The following is a 26,287-nucleotide window of genomic DNA, read 5'->3' as shown; positions in this document are numbered from 1 at the left end:
GCCACCGTCGGCCCCCCATCATGTGGTGTTTATTTCCCGATCAGGATCAGCCCCTGGGGTGGGCAAACAGGCCTCCGATGAGTCCCGCGATTGCTGCCGGCAGGGCGATGAGAGCGGCGATTTGAGGAGCCGGGGACGGCACGGTCATGATCATGATCGCCATGCCCACCAGTACTGCCGGCGAGGCCACGCAGACCGTCACCCAGAGGGGATGACCCCGGACCTGCGACCAAATAGCTGCTGCAAGCGACATGGCAGCCCCGGCCAGCATGACCAGCCGCCCCACCCGCAGCCGCTCGATGAACTCGGGGGTCGTCGCGTAGAAAAAAAGCGTTGTCCGTTCCAGGGCGATGGCTGTCACGATGATGGCGCCAACAACCAAAGCTGCCCAAGGCAGTGAACGGGCCCTCCACCAGGGGCGGACCACATAGCGCTCGTTGCCGTTCTGCGAACTCGTCACAAGGCGAGCCTAGCGGCCCCCGGGTTTGGTGCGCACGGGGATGACATATGCCTGTTGACTGTCCTGTGTGCGGGGGTCGAAACTTTGGGAATGACCAAAGAACCTGAAGCCCGGGCGCTCATGGAAGTCATGGACCGGCTGGCCGAACGCTTTCCCGATAAAGACCGCTCGGCCATAGAGCAAATCGTTGCCGAAGAGCACGAGTTGCTTGACGACGGTCCCATCCGGGACTACGTCCCCGTCCTCGTCGAACGGGCCGCCAAACTGCGCCTCGCACGTCCGTAAGGGACGGGGCCGACCTCTCACCGGTTCGTCACTGGGCAGCCATCCCGGTTAGAGTGTAGGTACGTAAGGGAGTATTCCGAAGCGTTGCACACGTCAACACGTCAGGCACAGATGCCTGGCCGGGTGCAGCGGCCAGCCGGACGGCGGGCGGAGAGACTTACCCGGCTCTTTGCTACCCACCTTACGAAAGCAGGCACACGTTGACTGTCTCTCCCCTGATCTGGGGCATTACCATTGTGGTCATTCTGGCCCTTCTCGCCTTTGATTACTTCTTCCATATCCGCAAGGCCCACGTCCCGACGCTGAAGGAAGCCGCCGTCTGGTCCGGCCTTTATGTGGGCATCGCCGTCCTCTTCGGCATTCTCGTTCTGGTCTTCGGCGGACCCGCCATGGGTTCGGAGTATTTCGCCGGGTACATCACCGAGAAGGCGCTCTCGGTGGACAACCTGTTTGTCTTCCTCATCATCATCGCCAGCTTCCGCGTTCCCCGTGAGGACCAGCAGAAAGTGCTGCTCTTCGGCATTGTGTTCTCGCTGATTGCCCGCACCGGCTTCATTTTCCTCGGCGCGGCCCTGATCAACTCCTTCGCCTGGGTCTTCTACGCCTTCGGCCTGATCCTGCTCCTCACAGCCGGCAACCTGCTTAAGCCCGAAGCCGAGCATGGCAGCGAGGCGGACAAGTTCATCATTCGCCTGGCCCGGAAGTTCTTCCACACCACCGATCACTACGACGGCGACAAACTGTTCACCATGGAGAACGGCAAGAAGGTCCTAACCCCGATGCTGCTGGTCATGGTGGCCATCGGCGGTACGGACATCCTGTTCGCCCTGGACTCAATTCCGGCCATCTTCGGCCTGACCCAGAATGTCTACGTTGTCTTCACCGCCACGGCCTTCTCACTGATGGGCCTGCGCCAGCTGTACTTCCTCATTGACGGACTGCTGGACCGGCTGATCTACCTCTCCTACGGCCTGGCCGCGATCCTGGCCTTCATCGGGGTCAAACTTATTCTGCACTCCCTCCACGAGAACAACCTTCCGTTCATCAACGACGGCCAGCACGTTCCGGTCTTCGAAATCACCACGGGCCTGTCCCTGACCGTCATCATCGGCGCGCTGGTCATCACGGTGGTGGCCTCGCTGCTGAGCAAGGCAGGCAAGGCACAAACCGCTATCAACAATGCCCGCCGGCACGCCGTCAGCTACCTGGACCTCAGCTACACTGCCGATCCCGGCGAGCGCGAGCGTATCTACAACGCCCTGCTGGAAGAAGTTCGGCAGATCGAACAGATGGACCCGAAGTACCGCAACAAGGCCAAGGACGTGGAAACTATCAGCACCGAGGTAGCCGAAGCACACCGGCAGCACGCGGAGTACCTGGCCCGGTAGCCTTGCCATCCGTGGCGGTGCGGCCTGCGCCGCCACGAGCCGCCCGAGGAAAAGGGCTCTTGCTCTCCCCGGCCGCTAAGCGTATGAGGGAAGCATGGGTTCGCAACGAGACGATCTTCGTGGACGCGTGGCGGTTGTCACCGGCTCCACACGCGGTCTGGGGTTGGCCATGGCACGGCTGCTGGGGCATCAGGGTGCGACGGTGGTGCTGGCGTCCAGGTCCGACGTCGACGTCGCGGCCGCCGTCGAGCGCTTGAAGACGGAGGGGATCGCCGCGTCCGGACGTCAGTGCGACACCGGTGAGCTGGCCGATGTCGAGGCCCTGCGCGATGAGGCCCTCAGCCGAGGGATACTCGACATCTGGGTCAACAACGCCGGAACCTCCGGTGTCTTCGGGCCCACGGCTTCCACTCCGGTCGACGACTTCAGCCGAGTGGTGCGCACTAATATCCTCGGCACATTCCACGGCTCAAGGGTTGCGCTGCCGGTGTTCCTCAGCCAAGGCCACGGCGACCTCGTCAACGTCTACGGCCAAGGCGACCAGAGGCCGGTCGCGCTGCAGAACGCGTACGCGTCGAGCAAACGCTGGGTCCGGCAGTTTACCGAGACGTTGCGGCGGGAGACCCGGGGCACCGGCGTGCGGGTGCATGGCATGAACCCGGGCCTGGTGGTGACGGACCTGCTGGGGCATGTCACGTCCCAGCCCGGGTACGAGAAACGACTGGGCGGCCTGCAGGTGGTCGTCGGACTGTGGGGGCAGACCCCCGACGACGCCGCGCGCCCCCTCCTGAAACTTGTTACCTCGGACGCCGCCGAGTTCCGGTATCTGACCAAGACGAGACTGGTGACCCGCGGAATGCGCAACATCCTGGCCGGCCGCCTCCGGCGCGCTAACCGCATGCCCCTGGACGTCACAGTTCTCGGGAGGGACCGCCAAGGCTGACCGGGTTGAATGCCCGGATGTAACTCCACGCGGTCTGCCGTGGTGCTGCAGGATTGGCTATGCCGCTGGTGGGGTGAACTCGCTTGCGGTGAACTCCGCTCCTTGGGGGTCCCGAATCAGTGCCGTCCGCGTCCACTGTGTGTCGCTTTCACTGAGGACCTTGGCGCCGAGCCGTTCAGCGTCGACCACCGTCCGGTCCCGGTCGGCGACCGTAAACGAGACGTGCCAGTGCGGCGGTTCGTCCGGGGCGGCACTCGCGATCCAGGCGATCGCGTCCTCGAAACCGGGTGGGGCGGCCAGCACTGACTGCCGCGCCCGGATACCCGGGTCGACTGTGGCATCAAGGTGATCACCATAACCGGGCCTGCGGATCATCATCCCGAAGCCGATGTCGTCGACCTGCCAGCCGAACGCTTGCTCATAGAACGCAATGGCCGCGCCGGGGTCAGGCGTGTGCAGATCGCTGAAGTTCCAGGCGCCCGGCAGGTTGGCCACTTGTGCCCCCAGGCGTCGCCTCGCCTGCCAGATGCGGAACTCGGCGCCCTCCGGATCGGTCAGCACCGCACTTCGTCCGCCCTCCCCCGCGTCGGCGGCCGCCGCGCGCACTGTGGCGCCGGCGTCGACCAGCCGTTGCACTGCGGCATCCGCGTCGTCGACCGCTACGTAGGTGCTCCACACTGCGGCACCCTCCTGGGCGCTGCCGATCCCGCCGACGTCCTGGCCGTCGAGCTTGGCTATCAAGTAGCGGCCCGGAGCTCCCGGCGGCAAGACATCCTCGCATGTCCAGCCGAAGAGTCCGGCGTAGAACTCGACGGCGGCCTCGACGTCAGGCTGCTCAGTATCGATCCAGCATGGGACTCCCTGCGGGTAGGTCCGTGCGGTCATGTCTGACTCCCGTCCATGGCCAAAGCCTATCGAGCACGGATCCAGCCCGATACCCCACGAATGAAGGGACTAATTGCTCTCGCGGCGATCCGGGCAGCATGCGCATAGTTGATGAGTGTGCACGAGTCAGGAAGAGGGGACCATGATAGAGGGAAAAGACGCTGCTGCTGAAGCACAGGCACTCCACGCGGTGGAGAGCCATCATGCTGCCATGCTGAAGCACCTTGATGGGCTTGTAGCCCACCTGATCGAAGCGGTTGAGGCAAGGAATGCTGCTGCCGAGGGTGCAGCCCGGGCAGCACTTTTGGACTGGTGCGAAAACGACCTTGTTCCACATGCGTTGGCAGAAGAAGGTCCTTTATACGGCGGGCCCCGCGCTACGCCTGAGGGGAGGCTGCTGGTCGAGGGCATGCTGGCCGAACACCGCGTGATCCTCGGCCTCGTGGAAGAACTGCGAACGTCGGCCGGACTTTCTGCCGCAATGGCGGCCGCTACCATCCAACGGTTGTTTGCCCTGCACCTCGACAAGGAAAACGGCCTGCTGATGCCTTTCATTGTGGACTCCCCTGACCTGTCCCTTGCTGAGGCGGTACGGGGGTTGCATCAGTTAGTCGGAGGAACTGAGGGCCACCACGCTGAGGCGCACGGAACCGGTGGTTCGGGCGGATGATAATCGCATGAGAAGGATCATCGGGTGGCTGGCGGCAACCATCATCATCACGCTCATTTTTGGCAGCGTTTATGTCACGCTCCAGCAGTTCGGCCGCCACTCAGCCAATGCAGCGCCAGCAGCGGCAGCCGCGGCACAGGTTCAACAGATGGGTTCCGGGCCGGCCGCGGAACCCCGGCTGGAACTGACAGCGGACAGTGGGATCTTCGTCATGGTCTTCGGGGAGGACAATAAACCTGCGGCCAGCACAGTGATGCTCCACGGGGAACTTCCCGTCATTCCCGCCGGGGTGCTTGAGACAGCAAGAACCTTTGGATCCGACACAGTGACGTGGCAGCCGGAGCCGGGCCTGCGGATGGCGGTCGTGGCGCGGCAGGCACCTGGAGGTGTTGTCGTCGCCGGGCAGTCGCTGACGCCATTCGAGGACAGCGACCGGATGAGTCAACTCTTCCTGGCGGCCGGCTGGGCGGGCTGCATGGTTGTCCTCGCCGGAGGCTACGGCGCCGCAGCTCTTGCCAGACGCCGCCAGGTCGGGGATCATGGTGCTGCCTTGAAGGAGGGGACCCCGTGAACAAGAACCGACTCGAGGCGTTCAGCGACGGCGTGCTGGCCATCATCATCACCATCATGGTGTTGGAACTCCACACGCCCGATGAACCGACCTGGCATGGTTTTGCCGCTGTCCTGCCAACGTTCCTCAGCTACCTGCTCAGCTTCGTGTACGTCGGAATCTACTGGAACAACCACCACCATATGATCCACTTGGCCGCCCGGGTCAACGGTGCAATCCTGTGGGCGAACCTGCACCTGTTGTTCTGGCTTTCGCTGTTCCCTTTCTCCACCCGGTGGATGGATGAGTCTTCCTTCGTGCAGGTTCCGGTCCTGATCTATGGGCTCAACCTCCTCTGCGCCTCGATTGCCTACTTCATCCTGCAACAGGCACTGATTCGCCAGCAGGGCAGGGATGGCGCCCTTGGGCAGGCCGTCGGCCGGGACTGGAAGGGCAAGTCCTCGCCACTCATTTACCTCATCGGCATCGCAGCCGGGGTAGTTCAACCGTTGCTGGGAATTGCTGTCTACACCGTGGTGGCTCTGATCTGGTTGGTGCCCGACCGCCGCGTTGAGCATTTCGTCACCCGCGCGCACCAGGCCGACGGCGTGAGTGACCAGGCCGGGGATCGCCGCGCGCAGGGGTGACAGTACGTCCGCCGCCTTAAGTACCGCGTCATCGTCACCTCTGGTACGCGGCTGCCGCCGTCGAAATTCCCAGGCGTAGGCTAACCCCATCACCCTTCTGAAGGAGTTCCATGGCGGACCTGATTCCCGAGTATCTGACCTACGATTACCGCTGCCAGTTCCGGGGGGTTCCGGGCGTGCATCACGACTCGGAGGACTACCCAGTGTCGTGGACCGTCACCGTGAGGGGGACGGTGTGGGATGAGGATGATGACGGCGCGGACGGCGCTGAAGTGACGGTCGCGGAAGCCCACCTGTATCTGGTTCCGGATGCGGGCATCATCGATCTGTTCCTCACCTTGGATGCGGTGAACCAGGAGGTGGCCGGTGTTGGTGAAATGCTCATGCTTAAGCGCCCGGACCTCATCGAGGACATGGCGTTGGGCGGGGACCTGCTGATCGTTTCCTCACTGCGGATCGAGCCGGAGTTCCGCGGCAACAAGCTAGGCCACGCCGTCCTGAAGGCGATCCTCGGCACCATCGGCCGGTCCGCCGTCCAGGTGATCCTGCAGGCCGCCCCGGCCGTCGCCGACGGCGCCCCGGGGGAAGGCACCCGGGAGCATGAGGTGGCCAAGGCTGCGCTGCGCCGCTATTGGGAAGAGTTCGGCTTCCGGGCGGCGGACGGGGACTATCTGGTTCTGGACGACATGGCTGACGTCCTGGACTAGACGGCGACCCAACGGTAAGGCCGGTGGGCCAGCCTTCGAACATGGGCTGCCGCACCGGGCCGTCGGGGTGCTGCGTCAGGGTGCGTTTGGAATCAGCGGCTAATCGAAGAGCTCGACGCGCGGTTCGCCCTGAACTCCACTCCGCTGCATGGCATCTCGTAAGTCATCTCTACCGAAGAACGCCCTGGCGGATTCCACGTCGCCAAAATGATGGATGACGAGGACGTTGTTCGGATCATCGACCATCCGGTGCACCGATTCCTGGGTCACCCCGCCGTCTTTCTGCATGTCGCCAACGGAGTCGTAGACCTTGCGCCAGGCATCGTAGTCGGCGACACGGTGAAGGATGATTGCGACAGTCATGGTGCTTCTCCTTTGAAGCGTGCCGCGCTATTCTTTCGGACCGGTCCTGGGGTCGTAAACGTCGCAACCCATAATCCTCGACGGCGCGTGCACAATTACCTGCGGCGGCCCGGGATGAGCCGTCCAAGGCTGTCTTACTCCGGCCCCGGCAGGCTGTCAACGGGCTAAGTCATTCCCTAGGCCTCGCCACGACGGCTACCTTCTCGGGACCCATTGGCGGCGTGGTGGTCGCCATCGGCCCGATAGGACCCTCCAGCTTTGCCGGCGGGTGGATAGGCTGGGTGGATGGCCACAGTTATCCTCGTGCGGCACGGCCGCACCACAGCCAATGCCACTGGACTGCTGGCAGGTCGGGCCGCCGGTGTCAGCCTGGACCAGACCGGTCGCGAGCAGGCGGCTTTGGCTGGAGACCGCCTCGCGGCCGTGCCCGTCGTCGGGGTGGTATCGAGTCCCCTCGAACGTTGTCAGCAGACCGCCCAGCTCATCCTCGATCGCCAGGCCGGCACTCCGTACGCGCCGGTGGAACCCGATCTCACGGAATGCGATTACGGCCAGTGGCAAGGGCGCATGCTCACTGATCTCGCAACCCATGAATTGTGGCCAGCTGTGCAGTCACAGCCGTCCGCCGTCATCTTTCCCGGCGGTGAATCCATGGCCGCGATGCAGGCTCGGTCGGTGGCAGCGATTCGACGCCACGATGCAGCCTTCGAAGCCGAGTACGGGCCAGGAGCCGTATGGGTGGCGGTGAGTCACGGTGACGTCATCAAGTCAATCCTCGCCGACGCGCTCGGCATGCACCTTGACCTGTTCCAGCGCATTAGCGTGGGCCCCGCCTCCGTATCGATCGTGCAGTACGGCGCGGATCGGCCGACCGTCTACGCAACCAACACCGACGCGGGGGATCTTTCGTGGCTGTCGAAAGGCATCCACTCTGGCGACGCTCCGGTGGGCGGCGGTGCGGGGCAGAAGGCCCCATGAAGCTCATGGCCTAAAATACCTATATGCCTACACGTGTTCACGAGTTTGCCTGGCCTGATCGTGTCGTCGTTGGCACCATTGGCCCTCCGGGGGCGCGCACCTTCTACCTTCAGGTGCGGGCAGGAGCTCAGATGGTAAGTATTGCCTTGGAGAAGCAGCAGTCGGCCCTGCTCGCCGATAAAATCGACGAGATTCTGGACCAGCTTCGGACCGTGGAGGGCAACCCCCACAGCGTTCCCATCAGCACTCCCATTGAATTGGTTGACAACGACCAGCTCGAGGCCGTTCACGAGCAGTTTCGGACCGGCGCCATGAGTTTAGGTTGGGATCCGACGACGGCTCAGGTCGTAGTGGAGGCCTTCCCGATCGCCGATGTCGACGCTGATGACAACGACAAATCGCTTGACGAGGACGACGCCGAGGTGCCCGAAATGCTGCTGGTGCGGATGCCGGTCGGCACCGCCCGCGCATTCGCCAAGCGCACCCGTGAGATCGTGGGCGCCGGGCGTCCCGCGTGCCCGCTGTGCGGTTACCCCGTAGACGCCGACGGGCACGTTTGCACGCTGCCCGAGGTCTGATGCAGGCGCCCGACCTGCTGACTGCCGAGCTGACGCTTACGGGCCGCATCACGACGGCTTCGAACGCCACCTTCCTAGGCAGCATCGGCGACACGACAGTCGTCTATAAGCCAATAGCCGGGGAGAAGCCGCTGTGGGATTTTCCTGACGGCTTCCTGGCCCACAGGGAGGTTGCGGCGTACCTGGTTTCGGAAGTCCTCGGCTGGAACGTGGTGCCACGCACCTGGCTGCGCGATGGTCCGTTCGGCGAAGGGATGGTGCAGCTGTGGCAGGAGACAGACCCCGACCAGAACGCGGTGGACCTTGTTGGGGCGGACGACGTACCGGAGATCGGCTGGAAACACGTCCTCGAAGGTCAGGATGAGAATGGGCGGATGGTCGCCCTCATACACGAGGACTCTCCGGCACTAAGACGCATGGCGGTGTTCGACGTCGTCGTGAACAACGCCGACCGTAAAGGCGATCACATCCTTGCCATGACAGACGGACACCGGCACGGGGTGGACCACGGGCTTACCTTTCACCGTGACCACAAGCTGCGCACAGTGCTGTGGGGGTGGCTGGGAGATGCTCTGACCGTCGAGGAACTTGCGGGCATCGATCGTGTCCGCGAAGGCCTGGACGGTGAGCTGGGCCGAAACCTGGCGGACCTGCTCAGCGCCGAAGAGATGGTCTCGCTCGCCGCGCGCTGCGCCCGGCTGCGCCTGGCCGGGCGGTTCCCGGCTCCGATCGGGGAGATGCCGGCGGTGCCCTGGCCGCTGTTCTGAAGGAATCACGGCTATGGGCTTCGCAGCCTGCCATGCTGAAGGCCTGAACGGTTAATGTGCAGGATGCGAGGGCGGCCACGAACCACAGCTTTGCCCACACGCAGTCACGCATAGACAATCGCATCAATACAGAGAAGGCGCTCGACAACAGTCGGGCGCCTTCTCTTGGTTTATGGAAATGGTGGGGGGACTAGAAGTCCCAGTCCTCATCCTCAGTATTGACGGCCTTGCCGATGACGTACGACGAACCCGAACCCGAGAAGAAGTCGTGGTTCTCGTCAGCATTCGGGGACAGGGCCGAGAGGATCGCCGGGTTCACGTCAGTGACGGAAGCCGGGAACATGGCCTCGTAGCCCAGGTTCATCAGCGCCTTGTTGGCGTTGTAGTGCAGGAACTTCTTGACGTCCTCGGCCAGGCCGACGGAGTCGTAGAGGTCGTGCGTGTACTGGACTTCGTTCTCGTACAGCTCGAAGAGCAGCTCGAACGTGTAGTCCTTGATCTCCTGCTTGCGCTCCTCGGACAGGCCTTCGAGGCCCTTCTGGAACTTGTAGCCGATGTAGTAGCCGTGCACGGCCTCATCGCGGATGATCAGGCGGATCAGGTCAGCCGTGTTCGTCAGCTTGGCCCGTGAGGACCAGTACATGGGCAGGTAGAAACCGGAGTAGAACAGGAAGGACTCCAGCAGCGTCGAGGCCACCTTGCGCTTCAGGGGGTCATCGCCCTGGTAGTAGTCCATGACGATCTGCGCCTTCTTCTGAAGGTTCGCGTTCTCGGTGGACCAGCGGAATGCCTCGTCGATCTCCTTGGTGGAAGCCAGCGTGGAGAAGATCGAGGAGTAGCTCTTGGCGTGCACCGACTCCATGAACGCAATGTTCGTGTAGACAGCTTCCTCGTGCGGGGTGATCGCGTCAGGAATCAAGGAGACGGCGCCAACGGTGCCCTGGATGGTGTCCAGCAGGGTCAGGCCCGTGAAGACGCGCATGGTGAGCTGCTGCTCGTCCGGGGTCAGCGTGGCCCACGACTGCACGTCGTTGGACAGCGGGATCTTCTCCGGCAGCCAGAAGTTGTTGACCAGGCGGTTCCAGACGTCAACATCTTTATCGTCCTGGATACGGTTCCAGTTGATCGCCTCGACGTGGCTAAGCAGCTTGACCTTCTCGGTCATGTCATCCCCTAAAAGTTGGGTTGGTTCTTTGAAGTTAAGCGTACGACGGCGGGCGGGCGCCCGCCGTCGTACTCTCACCGATTTAGTTGAAGATTAAAGCATGCAGCTGACGCAGCCGTCCACCTCAGTCCCTTCCAGCGCGAGCTGGCGGAGACGGATGTAGTAGATGGTCTTGATGCCCTTCTTCCAGGCATAGATCTGGGCCTTGTTGATGTCGCGCGTGGTGGCGGTGTCCTTGAAGAACAGCGTCAGCGACAGGCCCTGGTCCACGTGCTGGGTGGCGGCGGCGTACGTGTCGATGACCTTCTCGTAGCCGATCTCGTACGCGTCCTGGTAGTACTCCAGGTTGTCGTTGGTAAGGTACGGCGCCGGGTAGTACACGCGGCCCAGCTTGCCTTCCTTGCGGATCTCGATCTTGGACGCCACCGGGTGGATCGAGGAGGTGGAGTTGTTGATGTAAGAAATCGAGCCCGTCGGCGGCACAGCCTGCAGGTTCTGGTTGTAGATGCCGTGCTTCATGACCGAAGCCTTCAGCTCGCGCCAGTCATCCTGGGTGGGGATGTGGATGTTCTTGAACAGCTCCGCAACCTTCTCGGTCTGCGGCACCCACTCCTGCTCCGTGTACTTGTCGAAGAACTCGCCGGAGGCGTACTTGGACTTCTCGAAGCCGCCGAAGGTCTGCCCGGTTTGGATGGACAGCAGGTTGGACGCGCGGATGGCGTGGTACACCACCGAGTAGAAGTAGATGTTGGTGAAGTCCAGGCCCTCTTCGGAACCGTAATGGACCCGCTCACGGGCCAGGTAGCCGTGCAAGTTCATCTGGCCGAGGCCGATGGCGTGGCTCTGGTCGTTGCCGCGGGCGATGGACGGCACCGAGGTGATGTTGGACATGTCCGAGACGGCCGAGAGGGACCGGATGGCCGTCTCGATGGTCAGGCCGAAGTCCGGGCTGTCCATGGTCTTGGCAATGTTCAGCGAGCCCAGGTTGCAGGAGATGTCCTTGCCGGTCTGGTCGTAGGACAGGTCATCGTGGTACGTGGTGGGCTGCGAAACCTGGAGGATCTCCGAGCACAGGTTGGACATGATGATCTTGCCGTCAATCGGGTTCTCCCGGTTCACGGTGTCCTCGAACATGATGTACGGGTAGCCGGATTCGAACTGGATCTCGGCGAGGGTCTGGAAGAACTCGCGCGCCTTGATCTTGGTCTTCTTGATCCGGGAATCGTCCACCATCTCGTAGTACTTCTCGGTGACCGAGACGTCGGAGAACGGCATGCCGTAGACCTTTTCGACGTCGTACGGGGAGAACAGGTACATGTCCTCGTCCTTCTTGGCCAGCTCGAACGTGATGTCCGGGATGACAACGCCCAGCGAGAGGGTCTTGATGCGGACCTTCTCATCCGCATTCTCCCGCTTGGTGTCCAGGAAGCGGTAGATGTCCGGGTGGTGGGCGTGCAGGTACACGGCGCCGGCACCCTGGCGGGCACCGAGCTGGTTGGCGTAGGAGAAGCTGTCCTCGAGGAGCTTCATCACGGGGATGACGCCGGAGGACTGGTTCTCGATCTGCTTGATCGGGGCGCCCACCTCGCGGATGTTGGTCAGCGCGAACGCCACACCGCCTCCGCGCTTCGACAGCTGCAGCGCGGAGTTGATGGACCGGCCGATCGACTCCATGTTGTCTTCGATGCGGAGCAGGAAGCAGGAGACCAGCTCGCCGCGCTGCTTCTTGCCGGCGTTCAGGAACGTGGGCGTGGCCGGCTGGAAGCGGCCCTCGATGATCTCGTCCACCATCTGCAGGGCAAGCTTCTCGTCGCCGCGGGCCAGGTGCAGGGCCACCATGCAGACGCGGTCTTCATAGCGCTCCAGGAAGCGCTTGCCGTCGAAGGTCTTCAGTGTGTAGGACGTGTAGAACTTGAACGCGCCAAGGAACGTCTCGAAGCGGAACTTCTTCTTGTACGCGCGGTTGTAGAGCTCGCGGATGAAGTTCATCGTGTACTGGTCGAGGGTTTCACGCTCGTAGTACTGGTTCTTCACCAGGTAGTCGAGCTTCTCTTCCAGGTCATGGAAGAACACAGTGTTGTTATTAACGTGCTGCAGGAAGTACTGGTGGGCAGCCTCGCGGTCGGCCTCGAACTGAATCTCACCGTTCGGGCCGTACAGGTTCAGCATGGCGTTGAGCTCGTGATAGCCCAGGCCCTTGTAAGCAGCCGGCATCTCGGGCTTCTCGAGGTCGACGCCATGCTTCTCGACGGCGGCACTCGCGCGGGTGCCCTGGCCTTCGGCCCTGGTTACTTCTGTGTCTGCGACAGTCGTGTCCAAAACGTGTCCAATCCATTGGTTACGCGGGCGACGTCTTCTGGCGTGCCCATAAGTTCAAAGCGATAAAGCCGGGGTATCTGGCATTTCGCGGCGATGATGTCCGCGGCCATGCAGTAGTTATCCCCAAAGTTTGTGTTGCCTGCACCGATAACCCCGCGGATCAGTTGCCTGTTCTGCGGGTTGTTCAGGAAGCGGATGACCTGCTTGGGCACTGAGCCCTCTCCCCCGGTGCCGCCGTACGTCGGAACCACCAGCACGTACGGCTGGGTGGCGAGAAGCGGCGCGTCCTTTGCCTGAAGCGGGATCCGCGCCGCATCCATGCCCAGCTTCGTGACGAAGCGGCTGGTGTTCTCGGAGGTGGAGGAAAAGTAGATGAGCCGGCTCTGCGTGGTGGCAGGCGGCAACGGGGCCGCCTGGGCCCTGGCCTCTGCCAGTGCTGCCACGGGAGTCACCTCATGTGTGGGTCGAAAGATTGCCGGTTGGCTGGAAGTGGAGGCTAGGCCACGGAGGAGACGGCAGCCTGTGCCAGTTCCTCGATCTTGTCCGGACGGAAGCCCGACCAGTGGTCCTGGTCAGTGACTACAACAGGTGCCTGCATGTAGCCAAGTGCCTTCAGACGCTCGAGCGCGTCGGCGTCCTGGGAGATGTCAACGCTCTGGTAAGCGATGCCCTTTTTGTCCAGCGCTCGGTACGTTGCGTTGCACTGCACACACGCAGGCTTGGTGTAAACCGTAACGGTCATGGTCCCTGTCCCCTTTATCGAAATCTTCGCTCGTCTTTGTCCCGCCCAAGCTGTACGTCGATACTACATGTAGTGCAGACGGCTCTTCGGAACCCCAAGATGATGTATTACAAGTATGTCATTTTATGCACTTTTAATCCACAGGCAGGGGCCTTCAAAATGTCCGGATTCCAGCGTTTTTTGCGGACGAAATCCACACCCTGTGGAGTAGTTAGGCACAATTAACGGCCCGCGTGTCGTTTTCTGGACGGCGTGTCGCGCCTGGTGGTGGGGGCACTTTGAAGCGTCCTGGACCACTACATCTAGTGGTCCCTGACACGCGACGAAGGACGCCCCGGGAGCCTACTATCGATCGTGGGCGGACGACTGTGCCGGCCAGCGCGGGAATCGACAGGAACAGAGGACCACAGATGAAACTCATGACGCTAGCCTGGACGGCGGCCGCGACGGCAGCTACGGCAGCGGCCGGCGGGGCGGCGACAGACCCTGCCAGCAACTGGTACCGGCGCCTGCGCAAGCCGGTCTGGCAGCCGCCCGCGATTGCCTTTCCCGTCGTGTGGACCGCCCTTTATGCGGATCTTGCCGTGACTTCCGCCGTCGCCCTGGACAGTACGGGAGAAACTGATGCTACCGGCGAGCCGGGCACGCGACCGGAGATCCGCGCTTATCGTGGCGCTCTGGCTACCAACCTCATTCTCAATGCGACGTGGAGTTGGCTCTTTTGGCGCTCCAAGCGGCCATGGCTGGCTGCGGCGGAGTGTGCCGTACTGGCGGCCAGCAGCGCGGATCTGGTGCGGCGAACATACCGCCTGAACCAACGGGCCGGGGTGTCCCTTGCCCCTTATGCCGCGTGGTGCGGATTCGCCACAGTGCTGTCAACGGCAATCGCAAGGCTCAACTCCGGAGCAGGCTTCCGGCAAAAGTAGGCCGCCGATTCAAGACCGCGCCACGAGGTTGTCCCGGATCTCCCGGCGCAGGACCTTGCCAATGAGAGAACGCGGCAAGGAATCGAGCACCACCACCCGGCGCGGCACCTTGTAGGCCGTCAGCTGCTCCCGGGCAAAGGCAAGCAGGGCATCAGGATCGATGGTGGTGCCCGGGATCGGGATCACCGCTGCCACCACGTCCTCGCCCCCGCCTGGCCGTGGCAGGCCCACCACGGAGACTTCCGAAATGCCCGGGAAGGCGGCGATGACGTCTTCCACCTCACTGGGCGAGACGTTAAAGCCGCCGGTGATGATCAGCTCCTTGATGCGGTCCCGGATGGTGACGAAGTAGTCATCATCCACCGAAACGATGTCTCCGGTGCGGAACCAGCCGCCGTCGAGCAGGGCATCTTCAGTCTCCTCCGGCCGGTTCCAGTAGCCCGCGAACACCTGCGGGCCACGGATTAGGAGTTCCCCCTCCTCCCCCGGGGCGCGGTCCAGGGCCACGTTTTTCGGATCCACCACCCGGATGTCCGTCAGCGGGAACGGCACGCCTACGGTGCCGGGCTTCCGGCTCGGTCCGAAGGGGTTGCCAATGGCGATGGGGGAAGTTTCGGTCAGGCCGTAGCCTTCGATGAGGTAGCCGCCGGTCGCTTTCTCCCAGGTCTCCACCGTCGCTGTGGGCAGGTTCATGGCCCCGGAGATGGAGAAGCGGATACTGTCCAGCCCTATGCCGCGTTGCGCCGCAGCGGCCGCAATGCGGTCATAGATCGGCGGTACGGCAGGCAGGAACGTGGCCGGAGACTTCTTCAGCGCCTTCAGCACAAGGTCCACGTCGAACTTGGGAAATAGAACCAGCTTCGCGCCGATACTGAGGGCAAACGTCATGCACAGGGTGAGGCCGTAGGCGTGGAACATCGGCAACACCGCATAGACGGTCTCCCTGCCCTCCTTCAGCCCGGGCACCCACGCCCTGCCCTGCGCGGCGTTGGCCTGCAGGCTGGCATGGGCGAGCATGGCGCCCTTGGGCAAGCCTGTGGTGCCGGACGTGTACTGAAGGACGGCAAGGTCCCGGGCGGCCGGACGCGGATGTTTCTTCTTGAGCTCTCCGGCTTCGAGGAGCTGCCGCCACGGCAGCACCGGGCGCACAGCGGGCGCGGGCCGGCCCTTCGGGTCGCCCCGGCCGACGGTAAGAGCGGCACGGGCCTTTCGGGCGGCGGCCACCGGAAGCCGCAGCGCCAGGCGCTGCGGCAACGGCATGGCGGGAATGAGTTCCACCGAGACAATAGTGCGCAGCCCGACGTCGGCCGGCAGCTGACGGACCCGCTCCACGGTCTTGTCCCAAACGATCGCGACAGCGGCGCCATGGTCCTCGAACAGGTGGCGCAGTTCACGGTCCGTGTAGAGCGGATTGTGCTCGACCACCACCGCGCCCAGCCGCAGCACCGCATGGAAAGCGATGACGTGCTGCGGGCAGTTCGGCATCACGAGGGCCACCCTGTCGCCCGCTTTGACGCCCAGCTTCTTAAGGCCCGCGGCGGCCCGGCTGATCAGTTTCCCGAGCTCGCGGTAGCTGGTGCCGGCGCCGAAGAACTCCAGGGCTGTCTTGGAACCATAGCGGCGCACTGACTTATCCAGGAGGTCCACCAGCGAACCCTCCGGAAGCACCAGATCTGCCGGGACGCCCGGCCCGTACGAACTGGTCCATGGTCGATCAGCCCATGGCCCCCCGAACGGAGGAATCCCGCCCTGCCCCGTACCGCCGTCGGGCGCCTTCCGCGTGGTCCTCTTCATCATCAGTCCTTGCCGCTGGTATCTGCTGGAGCAGGCGCCCTGACCTGCACGCCGCAAGAATCCTACCGGTGCGAGGACGGATGAGCGGTGCCTTCCGGTATGTCAATCACCAGCCACACGTCTGTTGCAGCGCGGCGCGGACAAATGAGCGGACCGTCGACTGCGGCAGCACTTGAATGTCAGACCCCCTTGCCATGATGAATACATGAGGAACCCGGCAGTGGCAAAGGCATATGCGGACATCACCGCTGCCGTTGCCGTGCTCAACGGAGTGGTGACCGAACACGGTTTCATTGGACTTTCTGCGGAGGCCGATCCGTTGAGGGGTTGTCCGAGGATTGCCTCGATATTCTTACCGGGGCTGCGGCAGTGGATGCGCAGATCGCGGGCCTGAAGGCCGGGGCTGCCGTGAAGTACGCGGATGTTGCCCGCGCGGTGGCTCCTCCGGAAGCTTCGGTGCAGGCCCAGGAGATGGCGGTGACCGCGGAGGTTGCGTGTGCGCTGACGATCGGTGACCGGGCGGCGGGTTCGTTCCTGGGGGTTTCCCACGCCCTGACCAGCACATTGCCGCTGACTCTGGCCGCCCTGCAGGCGGGCACCATGTCCTGGCAGCATGCCCGGGTCATGGCGGATGAAGCCGCCACCCTGGACCGGGCGGGGGCAGCCGCGCTGGAGGCCCACTTCCTGGGTCCGGACGCCCCGGACCCTGCCCGCGGGTGTGCTGCCGGGGAAATGCCGGCGTCGCGGTTCCGGCACAAGGCCCGTATCTGGCGCGAACGCCACCACGCCGAGAGCATCGAGAAGCGCCACGCCAAAGGGGTCCTGGACCGGCGGGTCGAGTACACCCCGGACCAGGACGGGATGGCCTGGCTCTCGGGCTATCTCCCCGCGGACCAGGCGGTCGCAATCTGGAACCGCACCACCGCGATCGCCCGCGGTTTGCAGGGCCCGGACGAGTCCCGCACCCTCACCCAGCTCCGCGCGGACGCCCTTGCCGCCACCCTCCTGACCGGCGGAGCCCACGGACGCGGAACTCCCGGACTCAGCACTGACGACGGCGAGAACATCTGCCCGGAAGGACACGATCCCGGGCAGGTTCCGCCGCCGCGGGCCCAGGTACTGGTGACGGTGCCGGTGTTCTCGCTGCTCGGCGCCACCGACGAACCGGCAATGCTTGACGGGTACGGGCCGATCCCGGCGTCGATGGCCCGTGACCTCGTGGCGAACGGGGCAGATTCGTTCTACCGGGTTCTGGTTGACCCCCGGGACGGGGCTCCGCTGGAGATCGGGCGGTCCAGTTACCGGCTGAGCAAGGCCATGCGGCAGTGGTTGCGGCTGCGGGACGGCAAGTGTCCCTTCCCGGGCTGCTCCAACCAGTCCCTGGACAACGCGGCCGACCACCTCCTCTCCTGGGCCAAGGGCGGCACCACCGGCATAGCGAATCTGGGACAGCGCTGCCCCAAACACCACCGCCTAAGGCATACCAGTGCCTGGCGGCCCACCCCAGCCACCCTAACCGAACCACCCGGCTGGATCTCACCCTCGGGGCGAAGATACCAAAGCGAACACCAGGACTGGGAACCACCACACTGGCCCGCCCAACCCGGACGGCAGGAACATCAACCGGGCGGCTACCCGGACCTTGCCCACATCGGACGTTCCCTCGGAGAAGACGGCCTGGAGAAGCTCCTCCACGCCCGGGCCTGAGACGCCCGGGCCTGAGACGCCCGGGCCTGAGACGCCCGAGCGTGGGACGGGCCGGTGGGCGGGTCTGTTACAGCGAAACCGTTTGCTACAGCTGCGCCTCCCGGCGGTCGAGGACAATCTGCTGTACATCCAGGTAGCCGGACTGGAAGCCGGCGCGGGAGTAGCAGAGGTAGAACAGCCACATCCGCTGGAAAACGGCATCGAAGCCCAGCTCCCCCACTTCCTGTGAGCGGGCCATGAAGCGCTCCTCCCACAGCCGCAGCGTTGCCGCGTAGTGGTCGCCCATGCCCATCCGCTCGCGGACCCGGAGCGTGGTGTGCTGCTGGGTCACGCCTTCAATCGCCCGCACTGAGGGCAGGAAGCCGCCGGGGAAGATGTACTTGTGCACCCAGGTGTAGGCGTTGCGCGTGGCCAGCATGCGGCCGTGCGGCATGGTGATGGCCTGGATGGCCACCTTTCCGCCCGGGGCCAGCACCCTGTCGATGGTCTGAAAGTAGATGGGCCAGTATTCATAGCCAACCGCCTCGATCATCTCCACGGACACGACAGCATCGAACTCGCCTTCCACCGCCCGGTAGTCCTGCAGCGCAACCGTCACCTGGTCCGCGTAGCCGGCGGCCGCGATCCGCTCCTGCGCCAGTGCCCGCTGTTCGCTGGACAGCGTCACGCTGTAGACAGTCGCGCCGCGGGCAGCGGCCCGGAGGGCCAGCTCGCCCCAGCCGGTGCCGATCTCCAACAGCCGGGTGCCGGAGCCGACGCCGGCCTTGTCCAGAAGCCTGTCGATCTTGACCTGCTGCGCCTCCGCCAAAGCCTCCCAGGGCACCGAATCCAGTGCATCCTCGCTCCGTGGGAACAGCGCCGATGAATAGCTCATGGTGGTGTCCAGGAAGTTCGCGAAGAGCTCGTTGGAGAGATCGTAGTGGCGTGAAATGTTGCTGCGCGTGTTCTGCTCTTCGTTGCGCTCATGGTGCGGCGTGCGGGGAAGGTACAGGGTCCGCAATGTCTGCAGCGGCTTGGGTATCAGCGTGTCCACAGACGCCGCGAAGACCTCCAGCACCCCGGCCAGGTCCGACGCTTCCCAGTCCCCTGCCATGAACGACTCGCCGAGTCCGATCAGGCCGTTGTCCCCGATCCGCCGCTCGAACGCCTCGGGCCGGAGCATGGTCATCACCGGAGCCCCGGGGCCGCCGGTGCCCACCATCGAACCGTCCGGGTAGGCGACCTGCAAGGGCAACCGTCGGACCGCTGCCTTGAAGAGCAGGCCGGCGGCCTTGCCGGCTATAACGGCTTTCGTGCCCGACGGCGCGTGCGCAACACCGGGCCAGACCTCCGGATCGATGGTAGCGGGCGACGCCGGTACCCCGGCAGCGTTGTGCCCTGCAGTGTTATGCCCGGTAAGGGGCTGCCGTGCGGACTTTGCGGCGGGAACCTGCGCAGCGGCCGTTCCGTTCTCGTCGGTCATTGTCATTGAACTGCCTCCTGTGAGGGGTGATGTGGCCTTTTGATGACGGGCAGGCGCCTTGCCCAGAGTTTAACGCCCTGAAAGAAAATCAAGGCAGATACCAGCAGCGGCGCGGCTGGCACGGCGATGGCGGCGGCCAGGATGTTGCGGACGGTGGCCGGACGCCGGTCCCCGTCCATGGTCGCGACGAAGGGTCGGTGGCCCTCCCGCTCCAGGACGATGGACACGGAAAGCCGGTCCTCCGGCGCCGGCAGTTTCATGCGGTACTGCCCGTCGACGTCGTTGAACGGTGAGACGTAGAATTCCTTCGGCACCATGGCCCGCCCGGCCGCGTCCGTCTCCAGCAGATAACAGTGGCGTTCGCCGTAGGTGTTGTGGACCTCGGCCACGACGCACTGCAGCTCGCCGGACTGCCGGTAGCACCAGAACAGCGACAGCGGGTTGAAGACGTAACCGAAAACCCGGGCGCTGGTCAGCATATGGATGGCGCCGCCGTCGGGCTCTATCCCCCGCGTGCGCAGGAAACGCTCCACGTTGCTGCGGATGGTTGCCGCAGGATCGCCCAGATGGTCGGCGGCCCGGAAGTCGGCCAGCGGCCGCAGTATTCGGGGCAGGCTCGGCAGCCGGTCCACGTCCACGAACCAGCTGTAGCTCCGGTAAGTGAACGCATTCTTCAGCGGGGTCTGCCGCACGTGGGAGATCGAGGTGCGGTAGATCGCTGCCGTTCGGCTCATGCGCCCTCCGATGCAACCATGAGTTCCGGCTCGCCGGCAGGCGTCTCGGGTGACTCAACGCCGGGCGCGTCCCACGTGCGTCCCAGGCTGGCGGCGGCACGGACGCCGGAGAGTGCGCCGTCCTCGTGGAAACCCCAGCCCAGGTAGGCGCCGGCGTAGGCGATCCGGTCATCACTCAGCGCCGCAATCTGCTGCTGCGCGCGCAGTGACTCAGGGGTGTACTGCGGGTGCTCGTACACCATCCGCTCCAGGACACTGTCCTCTTTGATCAGTTCCGATTCCCCCAGGCTCACCAAGTACGGCAGGCCATCAGCCGGCTGGAGGCGCTGAAGCCGGGTGAGGTCATAACTGACCAGGACCTTGTCCGGCCGGGCGTTGCAACCGGGGAGCCGGTAGTTCCATGATGCCCGGGCGTTGTCCGCTGTAGGCAGGACGGCAGGGTCCCGGTGGAAGACCGTGTGGTTGACCGAGTAGGGCATGGCACCGAGCGCTTCCTTTTCGGCCGGTGTGGCGTCGGCCAGGAAGCCCAGGGCCTGGGCCGGGTGCGTGGCGATGACCACCGCCTCGAAGTCCTCGATCCCCTCGGCGGTGTCCACTTCGACACCGAGGGCGTGGCGGCGGATGGCGGTGACGGGGCTGTTGAGCCGGATGTCCGGGAGCGTGGCGGCAAGCTTCTCCACATACTGGCCCGACCCGCCGGTCACGGTCCGCCACTGCGGCGAACCCTTAACGCCCAGCAGGCCGTGGTGGCCCAGGAACGTGAAGAGGTACCTCGCCGGATAGGACAGAGCCGTTGTGGGGTCGCAGGACCAGACTGCGCTCACCACGGGCGTCATGAAGTGGGAGATGAAGTAGGGGCTGAAACGCTCCTTCTCAAGGAATTCGCCGAGGGTGGGCTCCTCGCCGCCGGTGCCAGAGCCGCCGGTGCCGCCGTCGGACGCTGTCTTCGCATCGATCAGCGCCCGCGCCCGCCGGTAGAAGCGCATGATTTCCACCAGCATCAGCAGGTAGCGGCCACGCAGGAGGCTGGACGGCCGGGCGATGATTCCTTTCCCGCCGTCGCGCGCCCCTGCGTACTCCAGGCCGCAACCGTCGCACCTGATGGACATGCTCATTTCAGAATTCTGGGTCTTCACGCCCAGCTCCGCAAACAGACGCAACAGGGTGGGATAGGTCCGTTCGTTGTGGACGATAAACCCGGTATCCACGCCGAGAGAGGAGCCGTCCAGTTGCGGGACGCTATGCGTATGGGCGTGGCCGCCCAGCCTGCTGTCCGCTTCGAAGAGCGTGACATGGTCATGCCGGTTCAGGATGTAGGCGGCCGTCAGGCCGGCCACTCCGCTGCCCACGACGGCGATGCGCCGGCCCGCGCCTCCGCTCGATGCTGGGTTCAGTGACAACTTTGCTCCTCTGCTGACCATTTGCCTTTGGATAGACAAGGGCAATTCGGAACAGCGAGTGTGGTGGATGGGTAGACGGGGCGGAACTTTCTCATCAGCGAGCCGGCAGCAGTAGTGTGGGCTGGTGGTCAATCCCGTACATCTGAAGACCCTCCTTGAGGTTACCCGGCTGGGTTCGTTCGCAGCCGCCGCGGCACGCCTGGGTTACACGGCGTCGGCGGTCTCCCAGCAAATGTCGGCCCTGGAACGTGACGCGGGCGTGATCCTCTTCCAGCGCTCGGCCCGCAGCGTGGTCCCCACCGAGGCCGCGGTGGTGATGACCCGTCACGCCGCGAAGGTGCTGACCGACATTGAAGCCCTGATGGCCGCCGCCGCCAAAACCCAGGGCAGCACCAGCCAGGAACTGAGGCTCGGTATCTTCCCCAGCCTGGCCACCTACGTCCTGCCGCGAATCCTCAAGAATCCTGCGTGGAAGGACCTGGGCCTGGACCTCAGGGTGTCCGTCGCCGAACCCTCGCAGACCATCCAGGGACTGCGCTCCGGCGGTGACCTGGATGTAGCCCTGGTCTTTCAGGTGGGCCAGTCCGGACTGGCCTGGCCGCACACCCTCAACCGGCAGTGGATCGGCGACGACAACTTCCGCGTGGTGCTGCCGGCTGGCTGGGGGTTCGGGGCAGAAGCGAAAGTGGCTGCGGACCACCTGTCCGAACTGCCCTGGATCATGCACCATCCCGGCAGTCCCGACGCCGTGGTGATCGACCGGCTCTTTGCGGGCTGCAACCTGCACCCGCGCGTGGTCGCGCGCAGCGACGACTTCCATGCCAGCCTGGAAATGGCTGCGGCCGGACTGGGTGCTGCGCTGGTACCGGAGCTTGCACTTCGGAACCGGCCCGCCGGTGTCGTGGTGTTGGATGTGCCGGAGATCCGGCTGGCCCGGAACGTCTTTGCGCTCCTCATCAACGAGAAAAAAACCGCCCGCGTGCAGCTGTTTGTGGACCTGCTTGCCGAAACGCTGGCGGGCCTGGGGACTGCCGGTAAATAGTGCCGAACGCTGGAATGCGTGGCGCTTGGGGTCTATGTTGAAGGTATGAACAGGGTAGCGAGCCAGCACTTTGGAGAAATCGAACTCAACCACGGCAGGGACCACAACGTCGCTACCAGACATGAGCTCGGCGGCCAGACCCTGGAACTCGACCTGAACATCAACGCCCACGACCATTTCGACGAAGCTGCCATGCACAAGGTGGACTACCGGCTGCGCTTCCTCCCTGAGCTTGTGGACGAAGTCCGGGAAATGATCGCCGAGGAACTGGGGCAGGAAGGCACCAGCCCGCAGGAGTACCTCAATTTCCATTGCAGCGCCCTTAAGACCGAGACGCTGCAGAGAATCTTCGGAGTCCAGGACCGCAGCCAGCTCACGCCGGACGTCTTCCTCAAAGCACTCAAGCTCGGGCATGTGGGCATCTACCCCGGCCAGCCCGAACGCTACTTCGTCCTGGACTTCACCCTCGGCGCCCACTTCACCGACGAGGTGCTGGTGGCCTCCGCCGACGAGGACGGCGTCGTGGACGACGAAATCGTCTGGGAGTCGTAACACCATTCATTAGGGGCTTTTAGCACTAGCCAACTCCGCCGACAGGCTTCCACGATTGATCATGGACAAGCGCAGAAGGTGGCGGCTGGCAGCCTGGCTACTGGTTGCGGGCGTGGTGGTTTCACTGTCAGCCGGGCTGTTCCACGCTGAATCAGAAGACGCCAACGACCATGTGGCCTCATTCACTGCATATGCCGCCAGCGGGATCTGGACCCTTGTGCATCTGGGCCAGTTTGCTGGCATGGCCCTGCTCATCTCCGGGCTGTTTGTCCTGCTGCCGGCCCTGATAATCCGGCCGGGCCTCCTCGCCGTGACCGCCCGCTTCGGTGCCCTTGCCGCGGCCACAGCCCTCGCACTTTATGGCGCGCTGCAAGCCGTGGACGGCGTCGCCCTCAAGCATGCCGCCGATGCTTGGGCAGCCGCTGCCGAGCCGGAGAAGGCGATGCGTTTTGCCACCGCGGAGGGCATCCGCTGGCTCGAGTGGGGCATGCGGAGCTACCAGAGCTTCATGCTCGGCACCGCCCTGGTACTTTTTGGCATAGTTATCGCCGCCACACGGCAGGTCTCCCGGGTCATCGGTTATCTCATGGTGCTGTCAGGGGTGGCCTACCTGGTTCAGGGCTGGATCATCGGAGCCGAAGGCTTCGCCGCCGCTAACAGGTGGCCCACCCTGATCGGGATTGTAGCCACCGTGGCCTGGTCCGTGTGGTTACTCGTCAGTGCCCTGCGGATGAAGGCACCCACACGCTCAACCAGCAGGGCTTAAACGCCCGACGGCGGCGGGTCACCTAAAGTGACCGGCCGCCGTCGCGCTTTTTAATCGGTTGTTGATTCCTACTTCGCGGACGCCAGCAGGCTTGCGCGGACCGTCTTGGTGGCTTTGACCAGGTTGCGCAGGGACTCTTCGGTCTCGGCGTAGCCGCGGGTCTTCAGGCCGCAGTCCGGGTTGACCCAGAGCTGGCGGGACGGGACGTGCTTGACGGCCGTGGCCAGCAGTTCGGTGACTTCGGCTTCGCCCGGAACGCGCGGCGAGTGGATGTCGTAGACACCCGGGCCGACGCCGCGGCCAAAGTGGTGGGACTCGAGGTCGTGGACAACCTCCATGCGGGAGCGGGCAGCTTCGATGGAGGTGACATCGGCGTCGAGGCCGTCGATCGCGTCGATGATCACGCCGAACTCCGAATAGCAGAGGTGCGTGTGGATCTGCGTGGCGTCGGCGGCGCCGGCGGTGGCCAGGCGGAAGGAGTCCACGGACCACTTCAGGTACGCCGCGTGGTCGGCCTTGCGCAGGGGCAGGAGCTCGCGCAGTGCAGGCTCGTCCACCTGGATGACCTTGATCCCGGCCGCCTCGAGGTCGGCGATCTCGTCGCGGAGGGCAAGGCCCACCTGGTTGGCGGTCTCACCCAGCGGCTGGTCGTCGCGGACGAAGGACCACGCCAGAATGGTGACCGGACCGGTGAGCATTCCCTTCATGGGCTTGCTGGTCAGGGACTGGGCGTACTCGGCCCAGGCCACCGTGATCGGAGCGCTGCGGGTGACGTCGCCCCAGAGGATGGACGGACGCGTGCAGCGTGAGCCGTAGGACTGGACCCAGCCGTGAACCGTCACGTCGAAGCCTTCGAGGTTCTCGGCGAAGTATTGGACCATGTCGTTGCGCTCGGGCTCGCCGTGCACCAGGACGTCGTAGCCGAGTTCTTCCTGCAGCTCCACAACGCGCTTGATCTCGTCTTTCATGAGCTGCTCGTACTGCCCGTTGGTGAGGTCACCCTTGTTGTTGCGGGCACGGGCAGAGCGGATCTCGGAGGTCTGCGGAAAGGAGCCGATGGTGGTGGTGGGCAGCGGCGGCAGGTGCAGCGCCTCTTCCTGGGCGGCTTCTCGGACGGCGTACGCCGAGCGACTGAAGTCGGCGGCGGTCAGCGCACCGGTGCGGGCGCGGACGTCGTCGCGTCGCACCCCGGCCGCATTGGCGCGGGCGGCGATGACGGCCGACGCCTCGTCGATGGCAGCCTTGGCGGAAGCCGGGTCGGCCAGGTAGGACGCTAGGGTCTTGACCTCAACAGCTTTCTGGTCGGCGAAGGCGAGCCAGCTGCGGAGCTCGTCGGAGAGCTGGCCTTCTTCGGTGACGTCATGCGGGACGTGCTGGGTGGAGGTGGAGGTACTGACTGCGAGCTTCCCGGCGGCAGCCTTCAGTTCGTCCAGCTTGGCGGCCGAGACGGCGAGATCGTTGCGCCAGATGTTGTGCCCGTCAACGACGCCGGCAACCAGGGTTTTGTTCCCCAGGGCAGCAAGTGCCGCTGCGGAGGGAACGGCGCCCTTGAAGGCGTCGATGTGCAGGGCGTCAATGTTGGTGGCGGCCAGCGTGCCGAGCTGGCCGTCCAGGGCGCCGTACGGGGTGGACACGAGGATCTGCGGGCGCTTGGCTGCACCGGAGAGCACCTCGTAAGCGCGGGCCACTGCCGCTTCAATCTCGGCGGCCGGGGTGTCCTGGTCCACCACCAGGGCGGGCTCGTCGAGCTGGATCCAGCTGGCGCCTGCAGCGGCAAGCCTTTCAAGCAGCTGCGTGTACACCGGCAGGACATCCTCGAGGCGGGACAGCGGCGCGAATCCGGCAGGGGCGTCGTCGGAGGCCTTCGAGAGCAGCAGGTAAGTCACCGGGCCCACGAGGTACGGGCGCGTCTCAATACCGTTGGCGAGGGCGAACTCGAATTCCTCCACGATGCGGTTGGAGGCGAGGCTGAAAGCGGTCTCCGGGCCGATTTCCGGAACCAGGTAGTGATAGTTGGTGTCGAACCACTTGGTCATTTCCAGCGGCTGCTGGTCCGTGGTGCCGCGGGCCAGGGTGAAGTAGCCGTCGATGTCCAGCTGGCCCTCCGCGTTGAGGAGGTTGCCGAAACGGGCCGGAACCGCGCCGAGGTGGGCGGTGGCGTCCAGGACCTGGTCGTAGTAGGAGAACGTGCCGGGAACGGCGGCGGCCTCCGTAAGGCCCAACGCCTGCAGGCGCTTGGCGATGGTGAGCTGGATGTCCTTTGCGGTCGCGTCCAGCGCAGCGGCGTCGATCTTGCCGGCCCAGTAGGCTTCGACTGCCTTCTTGAGTTCGCGGCGGCGGCCGATGCGCGGGTATCCCAGGAGGGAGGCGGCCGGGAACGGAGTGGTGGGGGTGTTGTTTTCAGGCATGGGAGATTCCTTGAAGGTTGGAGGCAAGTGTGGGGTGGGGGTTGCGGGC

At 64.4% G+C, this 26,287-nt stretch carries 26 protein-coding genes and 1 pseudogene; 15 read left to right on the top strand and 12 right to left on the bottom strand.

The genetic code is table 11. The features are described from left to right. Nucleotides 1-46: 46 nt before the first annotated feature. Nucleotides 47-460, bottom strand: a complete 414-nt coding sequence (locus AB4Y73_RS02785; RefSeq protein WP_441868137.1) for a hypothetical protein — start codon at nucleotides 458-460, stop codon at nucleotides 47-49. Nucleotides 461-550: 90 nt separating this feature from the next. On the opposite strand from AB4Y73_RS02785, the gene AB4Y73_RS02780 reads away from it, so the two are divergent. From AB4Y73_RS02780 to AB4Y73_RS02770, 3 genes are all read left to right on the top strand, one after another. Beyond that, entirely contained in the window at nucleotides 551-745 is a 195-nt protein-coding gene (locus AB4Y73_RS02780; RefSeq protein WP_441868135.1) for a three-helix bundle dimerization domain-containing protein, read from the top strand. 200 nt (nucleotides 746-945) lie between these two features. Beyond that, entirely contained in the window at nucleotides 946-2,133 is a 1,188-nt protein-coding gene (locus AB4Y73_RS02775) for a TerC family protein (protein WP_441868133.1), read from the top strand. Between the two features lie 94 nt (nucleotides 2,134-2,227). After that, entirely contained in the window at nucleotides 2,228-3,076 is an 849-nt protein-coding gene (locus AB4Y73_RS02770) for an SDR family NAD(P)-dependent oxidoreductase (RefSeq protein WP_441868131.1), read from the top strand. Between the two features lie 57 nt (nucleotides 3,077-3,133). Here AB4Y73_RS02770 and AB4Y73_RS02765 read toward each other — a convergent pair whose 3' ends face one another. Next, entirely contained in the window at nucleotides 3,134-3,961 is an 828-nt protein-coding gene (locus AB4Y73_RS02765) for a VOC family protein (protein ID WP_441868129.1), read from the bottom strand. A 142-nt stretch (nucleotides 3,962-4,103) separates the two neighbouring features. On the opposite strand from AB4Y73_RS02765, the gene AB4Y73_RS02760 reads away from it, so the two are divergent. The 4 genes from AB4Y73_RS02760 to AB4Y73_RS02745 all read left to right on the top strand — a co-directional run bounded on the left by AB4Y73_RS02760 (nucleotide 4,104) and on the right by AB4Y73_RS02745 (nucleotide 6,535). Then, complete coding sequence (locus AB4Y73_RS02760) at nucleotides 4,104-4,631, top strand: hemerythrin domain-containing protein (protein WP_441868127.1); 528 nt, start codon at nucleotides 4,104-4,106, stop codon at nucleotides 4,629-4,631. Between the two features lie 7 nt (nucleotides 4,632-4,638). After that, entirely contained in the window at nucleotides 4,639-5,202 is a 564-nt protein-coding gene (locus tag AB4Y73_RS02755; protein ID WP_441868125.1) for a hypothetical protein, read from the top strand. Then, nucleotides 5,199-5,828, top strand: coding sequence for a TMEM175 family protein (locus tag AB4Y73_RS02750; RefSeq protein WP_441868123.1), 630 nt, complete (start codon nucleotides 5,199-5,201; stop codon nucleotides 5,826-5,828). Before AB4Y73_RS02755 ends, AB4Y73_RS02750 begins: the two co-directional genes overlap by 4 nt. A gap of 110 nt (nucleotides 5,829-5,938) precedes the next feature. Then, the gene (locus tag AB4Y73_RS02745) at nucleotides 5,939-6,535 is read left to right on the top strand and encodes a hypothetical protein (protein ID WP_441868121.1); all 597 of its coding nucleotides are present in this window, start codon (nucleotides 5,939-5,941) and stop codon (nucleotides 6,533-6,535) included. 99 nt (nucleotides 6,536-6,634) lie between these two features. On the opposite strand, the gene AB4Y73_RS02740 is transcribed toward AB4Y73_RS02745, so the two are convergent. Further along, a complete protein-coding gene (locus tag AB4Y73_RS02740; protein WP_441868119.1) occupies nucleotides 6,635-6,898 on the bottom strand; it encodes a hypothetical protein in 264 nt (87 codons plus the stop codon). A 285-nt stretch (nucleotides 6,899-7,183) separates the two neighbouring features. Between AB4Y73_RS02740 and AB4Y73_RS02735 the strand changes: the two genes are divergently transcribed. The 3 genes from AB4Y73_RS02735 to AB4Y73_RS02725 are packed head-to-tail and all read left to right on the top strand — an operon-like array spanning nucleotide 7,184 to nucleotide 9,221. Further along, nucleotides 7,184-7,876: an MSMEG_4193 family putative phosphomutase gene (locus tag AB4Y73_RS02735; RefSeq protein ID WP_441868117.1), complete on the top strand. Its 693-nt coding sequence runs from the start codon at nucleotides 7,184-7,186 to the stop codon at nucleotides 7,874-7,876. Nucleotides 7,877-7,899: 23 nt separating this feature from the next. Continuing rightward, complete coding sequence (locus AB4Y73_RS02730; RefSeq protein WP_441868115.1) at nucleotides 7,900-8,454, top strand: DUF3090 domain-containing protein; 555 nt, start codon at nucleotides 7,900-7,902, stop codon at nucleotides 8,452-8,454. After that, a complete protein-coding gene (locus AB4Y73_RS02725; RefSeq protein WP_441868113.1) occupies nucleotides 8,454-9,221 on the top strand; it encodes an SCO1664 family protein in 768 nt (255 codons plus the stop codon). Before AB4Y73_RS02730 ends, AB4Y73_RS02725 begins: the two co-directional genes overlap by 1 nt. A 190-nt stretch (nucleotides 9,222-9,411) precedes the next feature. Here AB4Y73_RS02725 and nrdF read toward each other — a convergent pair whose 3' ends face one another. The 4 genes from nrdF to nrdH form a co-directional block, all read right to left on the bottom strand. Then, nucleotides 9,412-10,386, bottom strand: a complete 975-nt coding sequence (nrdF, locus tag AB4Y73_RS02720; protein WP_441868111.1) for a class 1b ribonucleoside-diphosphate reductase subunit beta — start codon at nucleotides 10,384-10,386, stop codon at nucleotides 9,412-9,414. 93 nt (nucleotides 10,387-10,479) lie between these two features. After that, nucleotides 10,480-12,600 (bottom strand): class 1b ribonucleoside-diphosphate reductase subunit alpha, encoded by a 2,121-nt coding sequence (gene nrdE / locus AB4Y73_RS02715; RefSeq protein ID WP_441868601.1) that lies wholly within the window; start codon nucleotides 12,598-12,600, stop codon nucleotides 10,480-10,482. Nucleotides 12,601-12,674: 74 nt separating this feature from the next. Beyond that, nucleotides 12,675-13,148, bottom strand: coding sequence for a class Ib ribonucleoside-diphosphate reductase assembly flavoprotein NrdI (gene nrdI / locus AB4Y73_RS02710; protein ID WP_441868109.1), 474 nt, complete (start codon nucleotides 13,146-13,148; stop codon nucleotides 12,675-12,677). A 53-nt stretch (nucleotides 13,149-13,201) separates the two neighbouring features. Continuing rightward, nucleotides 13,202-13,447 carry a glutaredoxin-like protein NrdH gene (gene nrdH / locus AB4Y73_RS02705; protein ID WP_190988196.1) on the bottom strand — a complete coding sequence of 82 codons (246 nt, stop codon included), beginning with the start codon at nucleotides 13,445-13,447 and terminating at the stop codon, nucleotides 13,202-13,204. Nucleotides 13,448-13,857: 410 nt separating this feature from the next. Between nrdH and AB4Y73_RS02700 the strand changes: the two genes are divergently transcribed. Next, a complete protein-coding gene (locus AB4Y73_RS02700; RefSeq protein ID WP_441868107.1) occupies nucleotides 13,858-14,373 on the top strand; it encodes a TspO/MBR family protein in 516 nt (171 codons plus the stop codon). 9 nt (nucleotides 14,374-14,382) lie between these two features. Here the strand turns inward: AB4Y73_RS02700 and AB4Y73_RS02695 are convergent, their stop codons facing one another. Continuing rightward, nucleotides 14,383-16,170: a long-chain-fatty-acid--CoA ligase gene (locus tag AB4Y73_RS02695; RefSeq protein WP_441868105.1), complete on the bottom strand. Its 1,788-nt coding sequence runs from the start codon at nucleotides 16,168-16,170 to the stop codon at nucleotides 14,383-14,385. A 202-nt stretch (nucleotides 16,171-16,372) separates the two neighbouring features. Between AB4Y73_RS02695 and AB4Y73_RS02690 the strand changes: the two are divergent. Further along, nucleotides 16,373-17,874, top strand: a pseudogene (locus AB4Y73_RS02690) (DUF222 domain-containing protein). Between the two features lie 85 nt (nucleotides 17,875-17,959). On the opposite strand, the gene AB4Y73_RS02685 reads toward AB4Y73_RS02690, so the two are convergent. From AB4Y73_RS02685 to AB4Y73_RS02675, 3 genes are read right to left on the bottom strand one after another with little or no spacing between them, the layout of a single operon-like run. Then, entirely contained in the window at nucleotides 17,960-19,342 is a 1,383-nt protein-coding gene (locus AB4Y73_RS02685) for a class I SAM-dependent methyltransferase (RefSeq protein WP_441868103.1), read from the bottom strand. Beyond that, nucleotides 19,339-20,070, bottom strand: coding sequence for a DUF1365 domain-containing protein (locus AB4Y73_RS02680; protein WP_441868101.1), 732 nt, complete (start codon nucleotides 20,068-20,070; stop codon nucleotides 19,339-19,341). The genes AB4Y73_RS02685 and AB4Y73_RS02680 overlap by 4 nt, the downstream gene beginning before the upstream one ends. After that, nucleotides 20,067-21,470 (bottom strand): NAD(P)/FAD-dependent oxidoreductase, encoded by a 1,404-nt coding sequence (locus AB4Y73_RS02675; protein ID WP_441868099.1) that lies wholly within the window; start codon nucleotides 21,468-21,470, stop codon nucleotides 20,067-20,069. Before AB4Y73_RS02675 ends, AB4Y73_RS02680 begins: the two co-directional genes overlap by 4 nt. Nucleotides 21,471-21,594: 124 nt before the next feature. Between AB4Y73_RS02675 and AB4Y73_RS02670 the strand changes: the two genes are divergently transcribed. The 3 genes from AB4Y73_RS02670 to AB4Y73_RS02660 all read left to right on the top strand — a co-directional run bounded on the left by AB4Y73_RS02670 (nucleotide 21,595) and on the right by AB4Y73_RS02660 (nucleotide 23,830). Then, a complete protein-coding gene (locus tag AB4Y73_RS02670) occupies nucleotides 21,595-22,512 on the top strand; it encodes a LysR family transcriptional regulator (protein WP_441868097.1) in 918 nt (305 codons plus the stop codon). Nucleotides 22,513-22,557: 45 nt separating this feature from the next. Next, complete coding sequence (locus AB4Y73_RS02665) at nucleotides 22,558-23,064, top strand: DUF2004 domain-containing protein (protein ID WP_441868095.1); 507 nt, start codon at nucleotides 22,558-22,560, stop codon at nucleotides 23,062-23,064. 61 nt (nucleotides 23,065-23,125) lie between these two features. Then, nucleotides 23,126-23,830: a DUF4386 family protein gene (locus AB4Y73_RS02660; RefSeq protein WP_441868093.1), complete on the top strand. Its 705-nt coding sequence runs from the start codon at nucleotides 23,126-23,128 to the stop codon at nucleotides 23,828-23,830. 68 nt (nucleotides 23,831-23,898) lie between these two features. Here the strand turns inward: AB4Y73_RS02660 and metE are convergent, their stop codons facing one another. Continuing rightward, nucleotides 23,899-26,238 (bottom strand): 5-methyltetrahydropteroyltriglutamate--homocysteine S-methyltransferase, encoded by a 2,340-nt coding sequence (gene metE / locus AB4Y73_RS02655; protein WP_441868091.1) that lies wholly within the window; start codon nucleotides 26,236-26,238, stop codon nucleotides 23,899-23,901. Between the last annotated feature and the right edge of the window lie 49 nt (nucleotides 26,239-26,287).

Origin of the sequence: Pseudarthrobacter sp. TAF60_1 (assembly GCF_052113505.1) — a bacterium.
Classification (GTDB): Bacteria; Actinomycetota; Actinomycetes; order Actinomycetales; family Micrococcaceae; genus Arthrobacter.
This window is presented reverse-complemented; position numbering and strand designations above follow the sequence as displayed.

What these genes read in the sequence shown, in the direction of transcription:
- AB4Y73_RS02665 (WP_441868095.1), top strand. Translation starts at nt 22,558, where the DNA reads ATGAACAGGGTAGCGAGCCAGCACTTTGGAGAAATCGAACTCAACCAC.
- nrdE (WP_441868601.1), bottom strand. Translation starts at nt 12,600, where the DNA reads ATGCCGGCTGCTTACAAGGGCCTGGGCTATCACGAGCTCAACGCCATG.
- nrdH (WP_190988196.1), bottom strand. Translation starts at nt 13,447, where the DNA reads ATGACCGTTACGGTTTACACCAAGCCTGCGTGTGTGCAGTGCAACGCA.
- nrdF (WP_441868111.1), bottom strand. Translation starts at nt 10,386, where the DNA reads ATGACCGAGAAGGTCAAGCTGCTTAGCCACGTCGAGGCGATCAACTGG.
- AB4Y73_RS02735 (WP_441868117.1), top strand. Translation starts at nt 7,184, where the DNA reads ATGGCCACAGTTATCCTCGTGCGGCACGGCCGCACCACAGCCAATGCC.
- AB4Y73_RS02730 (WP_441868115.1), top strand. Translation starts at nt 7,900, where the DNA reads ATGCCTACACGTGTTCACGAGTTTGCCTGGCCTGATCGTGTCGTCGTT.
- AB4Y73_RS02685 (WP_441868103.1), bottom strand. Translation starts at nt 19,342, where the DNA reads ATGACAATGACCGACGAGAACGGAACGGCCGCTGCGCAGGTTCCCGCC.
- AB4Y73_RS02780 (WP_441868135.1), top strand. Translation starts at nt 551, where the DNA reads ATGACCAAAGAACCTGAAGCCCGGGCGCTCATGGAAGTCATGGACCGG.
- AB4Y73_RS02660 (WP_441868093.1), top strand. Translation starts at nt 23,126, where the DNA reads ATGGACAAGCGCAGAAGGTGGCGGCTGGCAGCCTGGCTACTGGTTGCG.
- AB4Y73_RS02760 (WP_441868127.1), top strand. Translation starts at nt 4,104, where the DNA reads ATGATAGAGGGAAAAGACGCTGCTGCTGAAGCACAGGCACTCCACGCG.
- metE (WP_441868091.1), bottom strand. Translation starts at nt 26,238, where the DNA reads ATGCCTGAAAACAACACCCCCACCACTCCGTTCCCGGCCGCCTCCCTC.
- AB4Y73_RS02765 (WP_441868129.1), bottom strand. Translation starts at nt 3,961, where the DNA reads ATGACCGCACGGACCTACCCGCAGGGAGTCCCATGCTGGATCGATACT.
- AB4Y73_RS02770 (WP_441868131.1), top strand. Translation starts at nt 2,228, where the DNA reads ATGGGTTCGCAACGAGACGATCTTCGTGGACGCGTGGCGGTTGTCACC.
- AB4Y73_RS02745 (WP_441868121.1), top strand. Translation starts at nt 5,939, where the DNA reads ATGGCGGACCTGATTCCCGAGTATCTGACCTACGATTACCGCTGCCAG.
- AB4Y73_RS02700 (WP_441868107.1), top strand. Translation starts at nt 13,858, where the DNA reads ATGAAACTCATGACGCTAGCCTGGACGGCGGCCGCGACGGCAGCTACG.
- AB4Y73_RS02695 (WP_441868105.1), bottom strand. Translation starts at nt 16,170, where the DNA reads ATGATGAAGAGGACCACGCGGAAGGCGCCCGACGGCGGTACGGGGCAG.
- AB4Y73_RS02740 (WP_441868119.1), bottom strand. Translation starts at nt 6,898, where the DNA reads ATGACTGTCGCAATCATCCTTCACCGTGTCGCCGACTACGATGCCTGG.
- AB4Y73_RS02680 (WP_441868101.1), bottom strand. Translation starts at nt 20,070, where the DNA reads ATGAGCCGAACGGCAGCGATCTACCGCACCTCGATCTCCCACGTGCGG.
- AB4Y73_RS02725 (WP_441868113.1), top strand. Translation starts at nt 8,454, where the DNA reads ATGCAGGCGCCCGACCTGCTGACTGCCGAGCTGACGCTTACGGGCCGC.
- AB4Y73_RS02755 (WP_441868125.1), top strand. Translation starts at nt 4,639, where the DNA reads ATGAGAAGGATCATCGGGTGGCTGGCGGCAACCATCATCATCACGCTC.